The organism is Rhizobium sp. AB2/73 (assembly GCF_020871915.1).
Lineage (GTDB): Bacteria > Pseudomonadota > Alphaproteobacteria > Rhizobiales > Rhizobiaceae > Rhizobium > Rhizobium dioscoreae.
Map to the genome: position 1 here is coordinate 1030303 of NZ_CP067071.1, position 13516 is coordinate 1043818.

Genomic DNA, 13516 nt, shown 5'->3' on the forward strand with positions numbered 1-13516 from the left:
CTTATTCTCCCTAAACCCTGGCGCTTGCCTTAGAGACTGTGAACCAGCTTGCCGGCGACATAGGTTGCAACCGCCCGGCCGCTCATTCTGGCATCCTCGAAGGGCGTATTCTTCGAGCGCGACAAAAGCATGTCTTTTGCGACAAGCCAAGGCTCGTCGAGATCGACGAGAGCGATATCCGCTTTGGCGCCTGGTTTCAGTGTGCCGGCGGGAAGCCCGAAGATCTGCGCCGGCCGCGTCGAGAGTGCATCGACGAGCCGCATGAGGCTGACCTGGCCGCTGTGATAGAGCCGGAGTGCCGCCGGAAGCAGCGTTTCGAGCCCGACGGCACCGTCTTCAGCCTCGCCGAACGGCAGACGTTTCGTATCGACATCCTGCGGATCGTGCGAGGAGACGATGATGTCGATCGTGCCGTCGGCCAACGCCTCGATCATGCCCGTGCGGTCATCCTCGGAGCGCAGCGGCGGATAGAGCTTGAAGAAGGTCCGGTACTCGCCGATGTCGTTCTCATTGAGCGCGAGATTGTTGATGGAGATGCCGCAAGTGACCTTGGCACCGCGTGAGCGGGCGAGGCGGATTGCCTCTGCCGATTCCGGCACCGAAATCATCGCGGCATGGTAATGGCTGCGCGTCAGCGTCGCGATGCGAAGGTCGCGTTCCAGCGGGATGAGTTCGGCTTCTTTCGGGATGCCCGAGAGCCCGAGCCAGCTTGCCAGCAGGCCCTCGTGCATGACGCCGTTGGCGCCGAGATATTTATCGCGCGTCTCGCAGGAAATGACAGCGCCGAATTCGCGCGCATAGGTCATGATGCGGCGCAGGACCTGACTGTCGTGGACACTGGAATGCGCATCGGTGAACACGACGGCACCGGCTTCCCGCAGTAGGCCGATCTCCGTCATCTCCTCGCCGGCCAGCCCCTTGGTGAGGGCGGCGGCCGGATAGACGTTGACGACGGCGGTATCGCGCGCCGTCTTCCGGACGAATTCGACAAGCGCGATGTCGTCGATGACCGGATCCGTGTCCGGCATCATGATGAAGGAGGTGACGCCGCCCGCTGCTGCCGCACGGCTGGCAGACGCGATGGTTTCGCGATGCTCGCCGCCGGGCTCGCCGACATGGACGCGCGCATCGACCAGGCCGGGGATGGCGACGAGGCCGCTGCAATCGCGAACCGTCGCGCCCTTCGGAGCGGCGGACGCCTTAGCATCCTTGCCGGAGGCCACGATCACGCCGTCTTCGACGACGATCGTACCGACTTCATCGAGATCGCGCGAGGGGTCGACGATGCGGACGTTCTGAAGGACGATCGAGTTGCTCATGCGCCCACTCCCTCGGTGCGCGGCCCTTGGTTCTGCGAAACGAGCAGGGTCTCCATCACGGCCATGCGGACGGCGACGCCCATCTCGACCTGTTCGGCGATGACGCTTTGCGGGCCGTCGGCCACCTCAGAGGCGATTTCCACTCCACGGTTCATCGGACCTGGATGCATGACGAGTGCATCCTCCTTGGCGGCCTTGAGCGTCTCGGCGTCGAGGCCGTAGAAGTGATAATATTCGCGCACCGAAGGCACGAAGGCGCCCGACATGCGCTCGCGCTGCAGACGCAGCATCATGACGACGTCGGCATCTTTCAGTCCTTCCTTCATCGAATGGAAGACTTCCACGCCCATGTCGGCGATGCCAGCTGGCAGCAGCGTGGCGGGTGCGACGACGCGGACGCGCGCTCCCATGGCGTTGAGAAGGAGGATGTTCGAGCGGGCCACGCGCGAATGCAGCACGTCGCCGCAGATGGCGACGATGATGCGCGAGAGCTTGCCCTTGGCGCGGCGGATCGTCAGCGCGTCGAGCAGGGCTTGGGTCGGATGCTCATGCTGGCCGTCGCCGGCGTTGACGACGGAGCAGGACACCTTTTGCGCCAGAAGTGCGGCGGCGCCTGCGCTGGAGTGGCGGATGACAAGCACATCAGGCCGCATCGCATTCAGCGTCATCGCCGTATCGATCAGCGTCTCGCCTTTTTTGACCGAAGAATTGCCGACCGACATGTTCATCACATCGGCGCCGAGCCGTTTGCCGGCAAGCTCGAAGGAGGATTGCGTGCGCGTCGATGCTTCGAAGAAGAGATTGATCTGCGTCAACCCGCGAAGCGTCGACGTCTTTTTCTCGCGCTGGCGGCTGATCTTGACCGCCTCGTCGGCCTTGTCGAGAAGATAGGTGATATCCTGCTCGGTGAGGCCCTTGATGCCGATGAGGTGGCGGTGGGGAAAGAAGACCATGAACCTGCCCTCTGGATTTCGTCAGGCGGTCTATAAAGAGGGAGCGCCGATGGGGCAAGCGGCGGCCTGCGCCGAGGCTGCGTGTTCCCCATGCAATTTCGCCCGAATCCCGCTACAGGAGCTATGCCGGTGGGAGACGTAACTTCCGGTTTCCCTTTGCAACCCACTTGCTCTACAAGCGATTCATGACCCAACCGACCCGGACTGACGACCCCTTTGCCGACCTGAACCAGCCGAGCCTCTGGACCGGCATCAATGCCTATCGTTCCGATCCGCTGATCGTCGATCTCACCTCCGGCCTGCCGCGTTCGATCCGGGAAGAGCTGGAGCAGCACGGTCGTTTCGTCACCTCGCACGAGGCGCAGGAACTGGCGCGCATGGCAAACCAGGGCACGCCGCAGCTGCGCACCCATGGGCCGCGCGGCGAGCGTCTGGATGTCGTGGAATTCCATCCGGCCTGGCACGCGCTGATGCGCCGCTCCATGGCGATGGGCCTGCACTCCTCGATCTGGGATGCGCAGGCCGATCCCGAGGCGAAGGGCCAGTCCCACAAGCTGCGCGCGGCCCGTTTCTATCTGACTGCGCAGCTTGAGTGCGGTCATCTGTGCCCCCTTACGATGACCAGCGCCTCGGTCGCCGCCATGATGGCATCGCCGGCGGTGCAGAAGGATTGGGCGCCGAAGATCCTGTCGCGCAAGTACGATTCGTCCAACAAGCCCGCCATGCAGAAGAGCGCCGTCACCATCGGCATGGGCATGACGGAAAAGCAGGGCGGCACGGATGTGCGCGCCAACAAGACAAGTGCCGACAAGGTCAGCGAAGGCATCTATAGGCTTTCGGGTCACAAGTGGTTCATGTCGGCGCCGATGAGCGATGCCTTTATTATGCTCGCCCAGACCAAGGAGGGCATGGGCTGCTTCCTCGTGCCACGGCTTCTGGAGGATGGCTCCGCAAACGGCCTGCACTTCCAGCGGCTGAAGGACAAGCTCGGCAACCGCTCGAATGCCTCGTCGGAGGTCGAGTTCACCGACACGTTCGGCTTCCTGCTCGGTGCACCCGATGCCGGCATCCGCACGATCCTCGATATGGTGACGCTGACCCGGCTCGACTGCGCGCTGGCCTCCGCCGGCATCATGCGTGCCTCGCTCGCCGAAGCCGTGCACCATGCGCGCGGCCGCAGCGTCTTCGGCAAGATGCTGGTCAACCAGCCGATCATGACGCGCGTGCTCGCCGATATGGCACTCGATGTCGCCGCCGCAACCGCGCTCGCCTTCCGTCTGGCTGAAGCCTTCGACAAGGCAAGCGGCAGCAGCGAGGACGCAGCCTATGCGCGCGTCATGACACCGGTCGCCAAATACTGGTGCTGCAAGATCGCGCCGGCGCTGATCTACGAAGCCATGGAGTGCATCGGCGGCAGCGGCTACATCGAAGAACGTCCGATCGCCCGCCATTACCGCGAAGCCCCAGTCAACGCGATCTGGGAAGGCTCCGGCAATGTCATGGCGCTCGACGTGCTGCGCGTTCTGAACCGTGGCAGGGACCTGTTCGAGACGGTCTTCGCCGGTCTTGCCCGTGATCTCGGCCCGGCCGGTAAGAAGACCATCGATGTCCTGCGAGCCGCCATGGCGCTATGCGAGCAGGATGAGGGCGCTGCCCGCCTGCTGGTCGAGCAGATGGCGCTCGCGGCCGGTGCCGCCGAGCTTTATCGTCTGGGCGCCGGCAAAATCGCCGATGCCTTTATCGAAACTCGTCTCGCCGGTGGCTGGCGTGCGACCTACGGCATGCTCGATTCACGCTTCGATGCCAGCTACATCGTCGATTTGCTGTATCCGCCGGCGACATAAAACCATGCTGTCGGCTGCGTAGCCAGTATCCTTGATTGATGCGATACCAGTATTTATTATCTATTGGTATCCGTAGGAGGGCTTCATGGCTCGCAACACATCCGTTTCGCTGGGAGATCATTTCAGCGCCTTCATCGAAGCGCAGATAAAGACAGGGCGATATGGCTCTGCCAGTGATGTTGTTCGCGCAGGTTTGCGCCTGCTTGAAGAGCACGAGGCAAAGGTCAAGGCTCTGCAGAGTGCGTTGATCGCCGGGGAAGAGTCCGGAGAGGTTGCTTCCTTCGATAACGCCGCATTCCTCAAGCGAATGCGTGCGACCTATGGTGAATAGGCCTCGCAAGTGCGGTCTTTCGCCGCTTGCGGTGGCGGATCTTGAAGGTATCTGGCGATATACGGTCGAGAACTGGTCTGTAAGGCAAGCTGAGATCTACCATGCTGAAATCGTTCAGCTTTCGAGGGGTTAGCGTGCGGGGAGAAAATTGGTCGCGCGACTGACATCCGTGACGGCTATTTCAAATATGCCGTAGGCTCTCATGTGATCTACTATCTTTTACGGGATGGCGAGGTCGCGATCATTCGCATATTGCACCGGCGAATGGATGTCGGTCGGCATCTTTGAAGAGATGTCTGGCATCCGGAACGACAGTGTGATTTGGTCAATATCTCTAATCTGTGGATTCGCGCGGTTGGCGGACGTGAGCCTTGTCAGATTTATTGTTCGAGGCGACTTGGCTTGCTATTCACCGGTCGGTGACAGATTGGAGTCGAGTCGATGTCCCCAGCAAATACTGCCGTTAAAATTCCGGTAGAAATGCCAGTCGTGGAAAAGCGCGTGCGCAATCGCGCGGCGACGGAGCAGGCAATCCTGGATGCCGCCAAACGGCTTTTGGCGGAGCAGGGGTTCCAGAATTTCGGTATCAATGCGGTGGCCCGGGGCGCCGGCTGCGACAAGCAGCTGATCTACCGCTATTACGGCGGCTTGAATGGCCTTGTGGAGGCCATCGGCACCGATCTCGGCAGCTGGGTCACCGATCGCATCCCGGACGATACCGGCGGCATGTTCCTTTTGACCTATGGCGATCTGATGGAGCGGCTTTCGATGCTGTTTCTCGAGGCTTTGCGCGCCGATCCCCTCATGCGCCGCATCGTCGCCTGGGAAGTCTCCGAGAATAGCGAGCAGGTGCGCCGCCTGTCCGAGGCTCGATCCAAGGCGCTCGCCGGCTGGATCGAGCGCATGCGCGGCTCGCTCGTGCCGCCCAAGGGCGTCGATGCTCAGGCCGTCAATGCCATGATCTTTGCGGCCATCCAGCATATCGTCCTGGCTGCGGCCGTTAGCGACCAATGCGCCGGTCTCGCCTTGAAGAACGGCAAGGATTGGGAGAAGGCGGCGACGGCCTTGAAGCGGATCGTGCGCGGCGTTTACGGCTGATACCAGCCATCGGGCAGGGATATCCACAGGCCCGCTTCGCTGTTAACCTTAACAAATGGTTTACATTGCGCCGCAGCGGTTAACTCGTCACTGTCGGAGGACGATTAGTTAACCATCAGCGTGAAGCCATGGGCTTGAAACCCGTTAAATTAGCATTTCTCGTCACGGCGGCGATGTTCTTCGCCGTCCTCGCACTAGATATAACGCTGCCCGCGATGGTGTTGAGCGCCATGGCGCTGTCGAACTGGCTCGTCCTTTCGGCGGGCACGACGCAATTTCAGCGTCGAAGGGGTACCGCATGAAGTGGCTATTGATTTGCTGGGCCGGACCGGTCTCGTTTCTCGGGGCGTGGTATTACCTGTCGTACTACGACATGAGCTTCGGCATCTTCATGCTGACGCGGCAGATGCACGATCTGGTCTTCGATATCTACGGCAAGATCCTCGGCATTCCGCCGGAAACCATTCCGCCGCTGGTCGCGCGTGCGATCGCCTTCGACAGCCTGCTGGTCTTCGCAATTTTCGGCTTCCGCCGCCGAGCAGCCATCATCGGATGGTGGAAACGCCGTCAGGAGGCGTCCGAATCGGGCAAGGCGGCTCTGCCGAGCGCCGATAGCCTGTCCAAGGCTCCCTGAAGAATGAAGCTTGCCGCCGCCGAGTCGATGCGCTCGGCGCGCTTGGCCCGTGAGACGTCCATTTCCAGCAGCGCCCGTTCGGCCGCAACGGTCGAAAGCCGCTCGTCCCAGAAGACGAAGGGCAGGGCGGTCTTTTCCGACATGCTGCGCACGAAGGCGCGTGTCGCTTGCACGCGCGGTCCGGCAGAGCCATCCATGTTCATCGGGAGCCCTATGACGAAGGCCGCCACCTTTTCCTTCTCGGCGAAGGCGAGCAATGTTTCGGCATCCTGGGTGAATTTCACGCGCTTGATGACAGGGCGAGGCGTGGCGAAACGCCGCCCGAGATCCGACATGGCCAATCCAATCGTCTTCGTGCCGAGATCGATACCCGCAATCGGCTGACCGGGCAGGAGCATCACGGCTAGATCTTCGATGGTCAGCGTCGTCATCAGGGTACTGCTCCTGTCAAAACAAATTGAAGTCCTAACCGCTTTTCTTTGTTGCGGTTTGAGATATCTCCTAGACACCAGCCTCACATTTCAAATCAAGTCATAAGGAGAAATCCAATGAAGATCACCTGGCTCGGCCACTCCGCTTTTCGCATTGAAACGGCGACGGCAAAAATACTGATCGATCCATTTCTGTCCTACAATTCTTCCTTTGCGGCCGCCGGTCTCAGCATCAAGGACGTTGCCCAGGGCGTCACTCATATCCTGCTGACGCACGGCCATGCGGACCATGTCGGTGACACGGTTCAGATCGCCAAGGATACCGGCGCCGTCGTTCTCGCCAATGCCGATCTCGCCTCCTGGCTCGGCACCAAGGGCGTCGAGAAGCTGGAAATGGGCAATACTGGCGGCACCGTCGGCCTTGGCGGCTTCTCGGCCACCTTTACCAATGCGCTGCATTCCTCCGCCCAGATCACCGAGGACGGCGTTTCCCACGCGCTCGGCAATCCGAATGGCCTGATGCTGCATTTCGATGACGAGCCGACATTGTTCCATATGGGCGATACCGACATCTTCTCGGATATGGCGTTGATTAACGAACTGCATCAGCCCGATATCGGCATCGTGCCGATCGGCGACCGCTTCACCATGGGCGGCGCGGTAGCGGCACTTGCCTGCCAGCGCTTCTTCAACTTCAAGACGGCCATTCCCTGCCACTACGGCACGTTCCCGATCATCGACCAGACGCCGGAGAAGTTCATCGCCGGCATGGAAGGTTCGAAGACTGCCGTTGCCGCGCCGAAGGTGGGCGAGAGCGTTTCTGCCTGACGATACCCGTTGCGTATGGCGGGCATGGCCTTTATAGCGTGAAGCAAATCCACTTTCGGTGGATAATCTTGCTATCCGGAGAATGCCATGTCCGTCGATCTCGCCACTGTCAAACGCGTCGCCCATCTCGCCCGCATCGCCGTCAATGAAGACGAAGCGCAGCGGATGATGGGTGAGCTTAACGGCATTCTTGGCTTCGTCGAGCAGCTCTCCGAAGTGAATGTCGATGGCGTCGAAGCCATGACCTCGGTAACCCCGATGGCGATGAAGAAGCGCGCCGACGAAGTAACGGACGGCAACAAGGCTGCCGACATCGTCGCCAATGCGCCGAATACCGATCAGAATTTCTTCCTGGTGCCCAAAGTCGTCGAATAACGGTTCCTTCGAGCCTTTCCGACCCGTTGCCCAATTCCAGATCTGAAGCGAAACAAAATGAGCGAACTGACCAGCCTGACCATTGCCGAAGCCCGCGACAAGCTGCGCGCCAAGGAGATTACCGCCACCGAACTGACCGAGGCCTATATCTCGGCGATCGAGGCTGCCAATGCTCAGCTCAATGCCTATGTGAAGGTGACGCCGCAAAAGGCGTTGGCAATGGCCAAGGTGTCGGACGCCCGCCTTGCGGAAGGCAAAGCCGGCCCGCTGGAAGGCATTCCGCTTGGCATCAAGGACCTGTTCGGCACGGAAGGCATTCATACGCAGGCCTGCAGCCACATCCTGGACGGTTTCGAGCCGCACTATGAATCGACCGTCACGCAGAATCTCTGGAACGACGGCGCCGTCATGCTGGGCAAGCTCAACATGGATGAGTTCGCCATGGGCTCCTCCAACGAGAGCTCCTACTACGGCCCGGTGATTAACCCGTGGCGTGCCAAGGGTTCGAACCAGCAGCTGGTTCCGGGCGGCTCGTCCGGCGGTTCGGCTGCAGCCGTTGCCGCCCACCTGTGCGCCGGCGCAACGGCCACGGATACGGGTGGCTCGATTCGCCAGCCCGCGGCCTTCACTGGTACTGTCGGCATCAAGCCGACCTATGGCCGCTGCTCGCGCTGGGGCATCGTTGCCTTCGCCTCGTCGCTCGACCAGGCCGGCCCGATCGCCCGCGACGTGCGCGATGCCGCTATCCTGCTGAAGTCGATGGCCAGCGTCGATGCCAAGGACACGACTTCGGTCGACCTGCCGGTGCCGGATTACGAAGCCTCGCTCGGCCAGTCGCTGAAAGGCATGAAGATTGGCATCCCGAATGAATATCGCGTCGACGGCATGCCCGAAGAGATCGAGACGCTCTGGCAGCAGGGCATTGCCTGGCTGAAGGACGCCGGCGCCGAGATTGTCAACATCTCCCTGCCGCATACGAAATACGCGCTGCCGGCCTATTACATCGTCGCGCCCGCCGAGGCCTCTTCGAACCTTGCCCGTTATGACGGCGTTCGCTACGGCCTGCGCGTCGACGGCAAGGATATCGTCGACATGTATGAAAAGACGCGCGCTGCCGGCTTCGGCCAGGAAGTGAAGCGCCGCATCATGATCGGCACCTATGTTCTCTCGGCCGGCTACTACGACGCTTATTACCTGCGCGCCCAGAAGGTGCGCACACTGATCAAGCGCGATTTCGAACTGGCCTTCAACGCCGGCGTCGACGCGATTCTGACGCCCGCCACCCCATCCTCGGCCTTCGGCATTGCCGATGAGGACCTCGCTTCCGATCCGGTGAAGATGTACCTGAACGACATCTTTACGGTGACGGTCAACATGGCTGGCTTGCCGGGCATCGCCGTTCCCGCCGGCCTCGACCCGAAGGGCCTGCCGCTCGGCCTGCAGCTCATCGGCAAGCCGTTCGAAGAGGAAACCCTCTTCAAAACCGCCCACGTCATCGAACAGGCCGCCGGCAAGTTCACGCCGGCGAAGTGGTGGTAAGTGCCGTTGCCGGGATTGAGAAACTAATGGCGTTTTCTTGATTTCCGGCCTGCAGACCTTTCGAGAGGATAGGGCTGCAGGCCGAGAATCATGGCTTGCTTTATCCCAAGATTTTTAACAGCGTCTTGCCCAAAGATGGCTGAGTAGATCGATTTGAGTGTATCGGATCGAGCTTTTGCAAATATTGCGTCCAACTCGGAGATATTACTCGCTGAAGCATAAGCTGCTTTGTAACCCGCAATCCTATTTTCTATCTTTGATGTTATGTCGGTTACTGTTAGATTCTTGCTGGATAGCTGATCGATATCCTTTAATGCTCCCAAGTTGTTCTTGATCTTATCGATCTGTTTTACGCCGACTTTGAGTTCATATTTATTAGCCAAGGTCGGTTCTAGGGAAAGTCCGAGAAATTCAATTGCCTCATCGGGCGCAGCGATCCGCGTTTTACTGTCTGCATCTAGGGATGGGATGGAGAAGCCGAAATCAGCTAGTGCTGTTCGCGCAAATTGATCGATAACTTCACATTCTTCCTTGGATTTTGCAAAGACGATAAAGTCATCGGCATAGCGGACAAGTTCAAAACCCTTGGCAGCCATTTTGGCGTCAAAAGGATACAATATCACATTTGAAAAAAAGGGTGAGATCGGCATACCTTGTCGAACCCCTAAGCCCGGTTTGATGCCCAAATCGTTAGCGATTCTGTTTATCACAGCGTCGCCTCCGGAAATTTCGCAATTGGCTGATCTTTCAATTAGACGGTGTAAGCTAGGTTTCTTGAAAAGCTTGTTCGTTTGATCGATTAGCCGAGATCGCGGAATATTATCGAAGAATGACGATATGTCGGACTTGTATGCCCATTTGTTATCATGCCTCAGCTTTAGCGCACGATCCCTCGCCGCCGCCGCGCCCTTTGGACTTCCTTCGATTGATTTCATGAAGCCAAAACTAACTGCATTGCGCAATTTTTCGGCTTGGGGTTGTGCCATTAGGAAATCAACCAAAACCTTCTGCACTAATCGATCACTTAGCGTAGGCACGCAAATAATTCGATAACCCTTTCTCTCCTTCGGAACGAGAAAAGGTCTCAAGGTAGAAAATTGATACTGATTTGATTGCAGTTGTTCGTATAGAGAATCGATATTTCGGGAAATATTTGACTGAAAAACCTCGGCTGTAACTCGGTCGATACCCGCCGTAGAGTGTTTCCCACCCTCGCGTACAAATCTTTCCCAAGTTCTTTTAAGTCGATCTTTCGTGAAGAGAGAAGAACGAGCAGATTCAGTCAAGCGCATTCGGCGCTGTGCGCCGTCCCTCGTTACGATAACCCCATAGGGACGGCTACTGCGATATGCGAAGCGAGGTGAGTATCCCCACGACGCAGACCCTTAATTTTCGGACTATCCGAAGGCAGGGTCGTTGCTCTCGCCTCTCGGGTTAGAGTGATCCCGGTCGGGGATACACTAACACTCGCGGCAAATGCAAAATTGCCAGTGAACTGCGCCTGAACCGCCAGATGCGGAGCGCCCTCGTCAGGCAAAATTCCCACAAGTAAAGTATATGTCAAGGCGACAGAAAAATCAAGTACAGCCAATCTAAATACTTGGTACAAGCGTGCTCTTCCTGGTGCAAACCCCTGCGCCGCCGCGTCATCACAATACATCATAGCCTCCTTTGTTCGTAAAGGGGACAGAGGCCTGTCCAGCTTTCTCTTAGGCGAAGCGAGGTGAGTATCCCCACGACGCAGACCCTTAATTTTCGGACTATCCGAAGGCAGGGTCGTTGCTCTCGCCTCTCGGGTTAGAGTGATCCCGGTCGGGGATACACTAACGCGAGCACACCAACTGGACGATGTTGCTTCATGCGGCTTGCAAATGATTTACCCATTTGAAGCTCATCAAAATTTAATTACGAAAAACAAAAAGTAAAGATCAGATTGTATTCAAAATTAGCGGAATTCACGCCGTAGATAAGCGCTGGGGTGGTAACATTCCACAGACATCTGCACATGCCAATATTCCGCCCGCGCTCCATCACACTTTGGACCGAAATACGATCATAAATTGCAGCGGGCCGCTTGGTCTCGTCCTCTGCAACCGAATCGGAAGGTCTCTTCATGCTCAAGCAAGTCACGGCGATCCTGCTCCTCAGCGTGTCATGCCCAGCGATTGTGCTGGCGGCCGACAATGGGGTCATCCGAGCCATTACCCTGTCCTCGGGTGGCCTGGCCGAGGTTTCCCGATCGGCCGATGTCGACAGCGACGGCCTGATCCGGATCGAGGTTCCCCTTGATCAGGTCGATGACATCCTGAAGAGCCTTGTGGTCAACGGGTCGGCGGGTTCGGTGGCCGGCATGGCGTTGGCAGGGCCGCAGCCATTGCAGGAAACGTTCAAGGGCCTGCCGTTCAGTCTGGAAGCGCTTTCGTCCGTGCCGTCGCTTCTGACATCGATGCAGGGCACCAAGGTCGCGGTCACCAGCGGCGGAAAGACCGTCGAGGGAAGCGTTCTCGGCATCGAGATGAGAAAGGCTGACGATAAGGCCACGACTTACCTGCTGACGGTTATCGACAAGGATGGAGCGGTGGAGACGCTGACACTTGGTGAAGATGCCTCCGTCCGGTTTGATGACCCCGACGTAAGAGCAAAGCTCGCCCAGGCGACGGCAGCCATTGCCCGCGGCAAGAACGATCGCACCCGCGCGATCGATATCAAGGTGAACGGCGTGAAGGACAGCGGCGCCATCGGTCTCACCTATGTCGTCCCGTCGCCGATCTGGAAAACGGCCTACAAGGTCGTCATCGAGGGAAACGACAAGGCGCGCCTGCAGGCTTGGACAGTGCTGGAAAATGCCAGCGGTGAGGATTGGAAGGGCATCAAGCTGACGCTGACCTCTGCGGAGCCGGTGACGCTGAAACAGGGTCTGCACCAGCTCTATTGGAGAGAGCGGCAGGAAGTGCCTGTCAACACTGCGTCCAACAATGTCCCTGATCCCGATAGCGGCGACCTGTCCAGAAGGCAGCGTCTCGCTTCGAATGCCGAGGAGCGAGCCGCGCCTGGACCTGCCAAGGCAATGATGGGTGGCGTCAGCAAAAAGGCATACGCGGCTGACGAGCTGGAGGGTTCGGTCGCGCCGATGCAGATTGCCGCGTCCAATCCCGCCAGCGCGACCGAGAGCGATATCTCGGCCACTTTCGAGCTTCCGGGGACCTACGATCTGGCCAATGGCGATACCTTGTCGGTACCGATCATGGATGCAGAAGTGGAGGCCGACATGGTGGATATGTATCGGGCCGGCAGCAGCCTGCGCAATCCCATCGCCGCGGTGATGCTGAAGAATACCACCGGCGTCAGCATGCCGGCGGGAATCCTGACGCTTTACGACGGCAAGACCGGCTATATCGGCGATTCCCAGCTATCGGCATTACCCAAGGACGATACGCGCCTCGCCAGTTTCGCGACCGACCGCAAGGTAACTATCAGCGAGCAGCAAACGCCGACGGAGGAGGTCGCCTCGCTGAAGGTTTCCGACGGCGTGATGAACGCTACCGTCAAATATCGCCAGACGACGACATACACCGTATCAGGCGCGCTGGACGGCGAACGGACTGTTGTGATCGAGCACCCGATCCGGGACGGCTGGTCATTTTCTTCGGCCGAAAGCTTCGGCAAGACGGCAACGCACCAGCGGCTCAAGGCGGCGGTGCCAGCCGGGGCGGAAAAAGTACTGACGGCAGTCGACGAGCAGCTTCAGAGCAACAGCTATGCCTTGGTCGATACCGATCCGGACATGCTGCTCGGCTGGTCGGCTTCGACCCATGACAAGGAACTGACGGACAAGCTTACAAATCTCGCCGACGCCCGCAAAAGGCAGGTCGCGATCCAGAACGAACTGGCGAGCCTTGACAGTGAAATCGAGAAAACCGTCAATGAGCAGGAGCGGATAAGGCGCAATCTCGGCGCCGTGCCTGACAACAGCGATCTTAAGAAGCGCTATTTGAAGGCCTTAGCGGATAGCGAGGATCAAATCGCCGCCATGAACGAAAGGCGCGATGCGGTGCAGCAGGAAAGCGATCGTCGCGGCGACCATGTGACTGACATCATCAGGACATTTTGATCGCTATCGGAGCGTCTTGCCCGAGCCGCATCGGCAGATGAGAGCCACCCACC

General features: G+C 59.0%; 13 protein-coding genes. 9 read left to right on the top strand and 4 right to left on the bottom strand.

The annotated features are described in order from the left end of the window. Window positions 1–29: 29 nt before the first annotated feature. Together I8E17_RS05140 and I8E17_RS05145 are read right to left on the bottom strand one after the other, a co-directional pair. Entirely contained in the window at window positions 30–1319 is a 1290-nt protein-coding gene (locus I8E17_RS05140; RefSeq protein WP_069614944.1) for a dihydroorotase, read from the bottom strand. Next, window positions 1316–2272, bottom strand: a complete 957-nt coding sequence (locus tag I8E17_RS05145; RefSeq protein ID WP_069614943.1) for an aspartate carbamoyltransferase catalytic subunit — start codon at window positions 2270–2272, stop codon at window positions 1316–1318. The genes I8E17_RS05140 and I8E17_RS05145 overlap by 4 nt, the downstream gene beginning before the upstream one ends. Window positions 2273–2457: 185 nt before the next feature. On the opposite strand from I8E17_RS05145, the gene I8E17_RS05150 reads away from it, so the two are divergent. From I8E17_RS05150 to I8E17_RS05170, 5 genes are all read left to right on the top strand, one after another. Further along, window positions 2458–4116, top strand: coding sequence for an acyl-CoA dehydrogenase family protein (locus I8E17_RS05150; protein ID WP_069614987.1), 1659 nt, complete (start codon window positions 2458–2460; stop codon window positions 4114–4116). Between the two features lie 85 nt (window positions 4117–4201). Further along, window positions 4202–4447: a type II toxin-antitoxin system ParD family antitoxin gene (locus tag I8E17_RS05155; protein WP_069614942.1), complete on the top strand. Its 246-nt coding sequence runs from the start codon at window positions 4202–4204 to the stop codon at window positions 4445–4447. A gap of 165 nt (window positions 4448–4612) precedes the next feature. Continuing rightward, on the top strand, window positions 4613–4735 hold the full coding sequence (locus I8E17_RS05160; protein WP_229002103.1) for a type II toxin-antitoxin system RelE/ParE family toxin: 123 nt from the start codon (window positions 4613–4615) through the stop codon (window positions 4733–4735). A 153-nt stretch (window positions 4736–4888) separates the two neighbouring features. Next, window positions 4889–5545, top strand: coding sequence for a TetR/AcrR family transcriptional regulator (locus I8E17_RS05165; protein WP_069614941.1), 657 nt, complete (start codon window positions 4889–4891; stop codon window positions 5543–5545). 298 nt (window positions 5546–5843) lie between these two features. Further along, a complete protein-coding gene (locus I8E17_RS05170; RefSeq protein ID WP_069614940.1) occupies window positions 5844–6179 on the top strand; it encodes a DUF6105 family protein in 336 nt (111 codons plus the stop codon). On the opposite strand, the gene ruvX is transcribed toward I8E17_RS05170, so the two are convergent. Then, window positions 6113–6610, bottom strand: a complete 498-nt coding sequence (gene ruvX / locus I8E17_RS05175) for a Holliday junction resolvase RuvX (protein WP_069614939.1) — start codon at window positions 6608–6610, stop codon at window positions 6113–6115. The two genes, I8E17_RS05170 and ruvX, sit on opposite strands and share 67 nt — an antisense overlap. A gap of 117 nt (window positions 6611–6727) precedes the next feature. On the opposite strand from ruvX, the gene I8E17_RS05180 reads away from it, so the two are divergent. The 3 genes from I8E17_RS05180 (at window position 6728) to gatA (ending at window position 9352) form a co-directional block, all read left to right on the top strand. After that, window positions 6728–7438 carry a metal-dependent hydrolase gene (locus I8E17_RS05180; RefSeq protein ID WP_069614938.1) on the top strand — a complete coding sequence of 237 codons (711 nt, stop codon included), beginning with the start codon at window positions 6728–6730 and terminating at the stop codon, window positions 7436–7438. Window positions 7439–7525: 87 nt separating this feature from the next. Next, window positions 7526–7813: an Asp-tRNA(Asn)/Glu-tRNA(Gln) amidotransferase subunit GatC gene (gatC, locus tag I8E17_RS05185; RefSeq protein WP_037194314.1), complete on the top strand. Its 288-nt coding sequence runs from the start codon at window positions 7526–7528 to the stop codon at window positions 7811–7813. 57 nt (window positions 7814–7870) lie between these two features. Continuing rightward, a complete protein-coding gene (gatA, locus tag I8E17_RS05190; protein WP_069614937.1) occupies window positions 7871–9352 on the top strand; it encodes an Asp-tRNA(Asn)/Glu-tRNA(Gln) amidotransferase subunit GatA in 1482 nt (493 codons plus the stop codon). 23 nt (window positions 9353–9375) lie between these two features. On the opposite strand, the gene I8E17_RS05195 is transcribed toward gatA, so the two are convergent. Next, entirely contained in the window at window positions 9376–10638 is a 1263-nt protein-coding gene (locus I8E17_RS05195) for a reverse transcriptase domain-containing protein (protein WP_162750893.1), read from the bottom strand. A gap of 827 nt (window positions 10639–11465) precedes the next feature. On the opposite strand from I8E17_RS05195, the gene I8E17_RS05200 reads away from it, so the two are divergent. Next, complete coding sequence (locus tag I8E17_RS05200; protein ID WP_113366364.1) at window positions 11466–13463, top strand: DUF4139 domain-containing protein; 1998 nt, start codon at window positions 11466–11468, stop codon at window positions 13461–13463. Window positions 13464–13516 lie beyond the last annotated feature (53 nt).

Bases quoted from the DNA above. Each gene is read 5' to 3' on its own strand.
- I8E17_RS05140 (WP_069614944.1), bottom strand. From the start codon at position 1,319: ATGAGCAACTCGATCGTCCTTCAGAACGTCCGCATCGTCGACCCCTCG.
- I8E17_RS05145 (WP_069614943.1), bottom strand. From the start codon at position 2,272: ATGGTCTTCTTTCCCCACCGCCACCTCATCGGCATCAAGGGCCTCACC.
- I8E17_RS05150 (WP_069614987.1), top strand. From the start codon at position 2,458: ATGACCCAACCGACCCGGACTGACGACCCCTTTGCCGACCTGAACCAG.
- I8E17_RS05155 (WP_069614942.1), top strand. From the start codon at position 4,202: ATGGCTCGCAACACATCCGTTTCGCTGGGAGATCATTTCAGCGCCTTC.
- I8E17_RS05165 (WP_069614941.1), top strand. From the start codon at position 4,889: ATGTCCCCAGCAAATACTGCCGTTAAAATTCCGGTAGAAATGCCAGTC.
- I8E17_RS05170 (WP_069614940.1), top strand. From the start codon at position 5,844: ATGAAGTGGCTATTGATTTGCTGGGCCGGACCGGTCTCGTTTCTCGGG.
- ruvX (WP_069614939.1), bottom strand. From the start codon at position 6,610: ATGACGACGCTGACCATCGAAGATCTAGCCGTGATGCTCCTGCCCGGT.
- I8E17_RS05180 (WP_069614938.1), top strand. From the start codon at position 6,728: ATGAAGATCACCTGGCTCGGCCACTCCGCTTTTCGCATTGAAACGGCG.
- gatC (WP_037194314.1), top strand. From the start codon at position 7,526: ATGTCCGTCGATCTCGCCACTGTCAAACGCGTCGCCCATCTCGCCCGC.
- gatA (WP_069614937.1), top strand. From the start codon at position 7,871: ATGAGCGAACTGACCAGCCTGACCATTGCCGAAGCCCGCGACAAGCTG.
- I8E17_RS05200 (WP_113366364.1), top strand. From the start codon at position 11,466: ATGCTCAAGCAAGTCACGGCGATCCTGCTCCTCAGCGTGTCATGCCCA.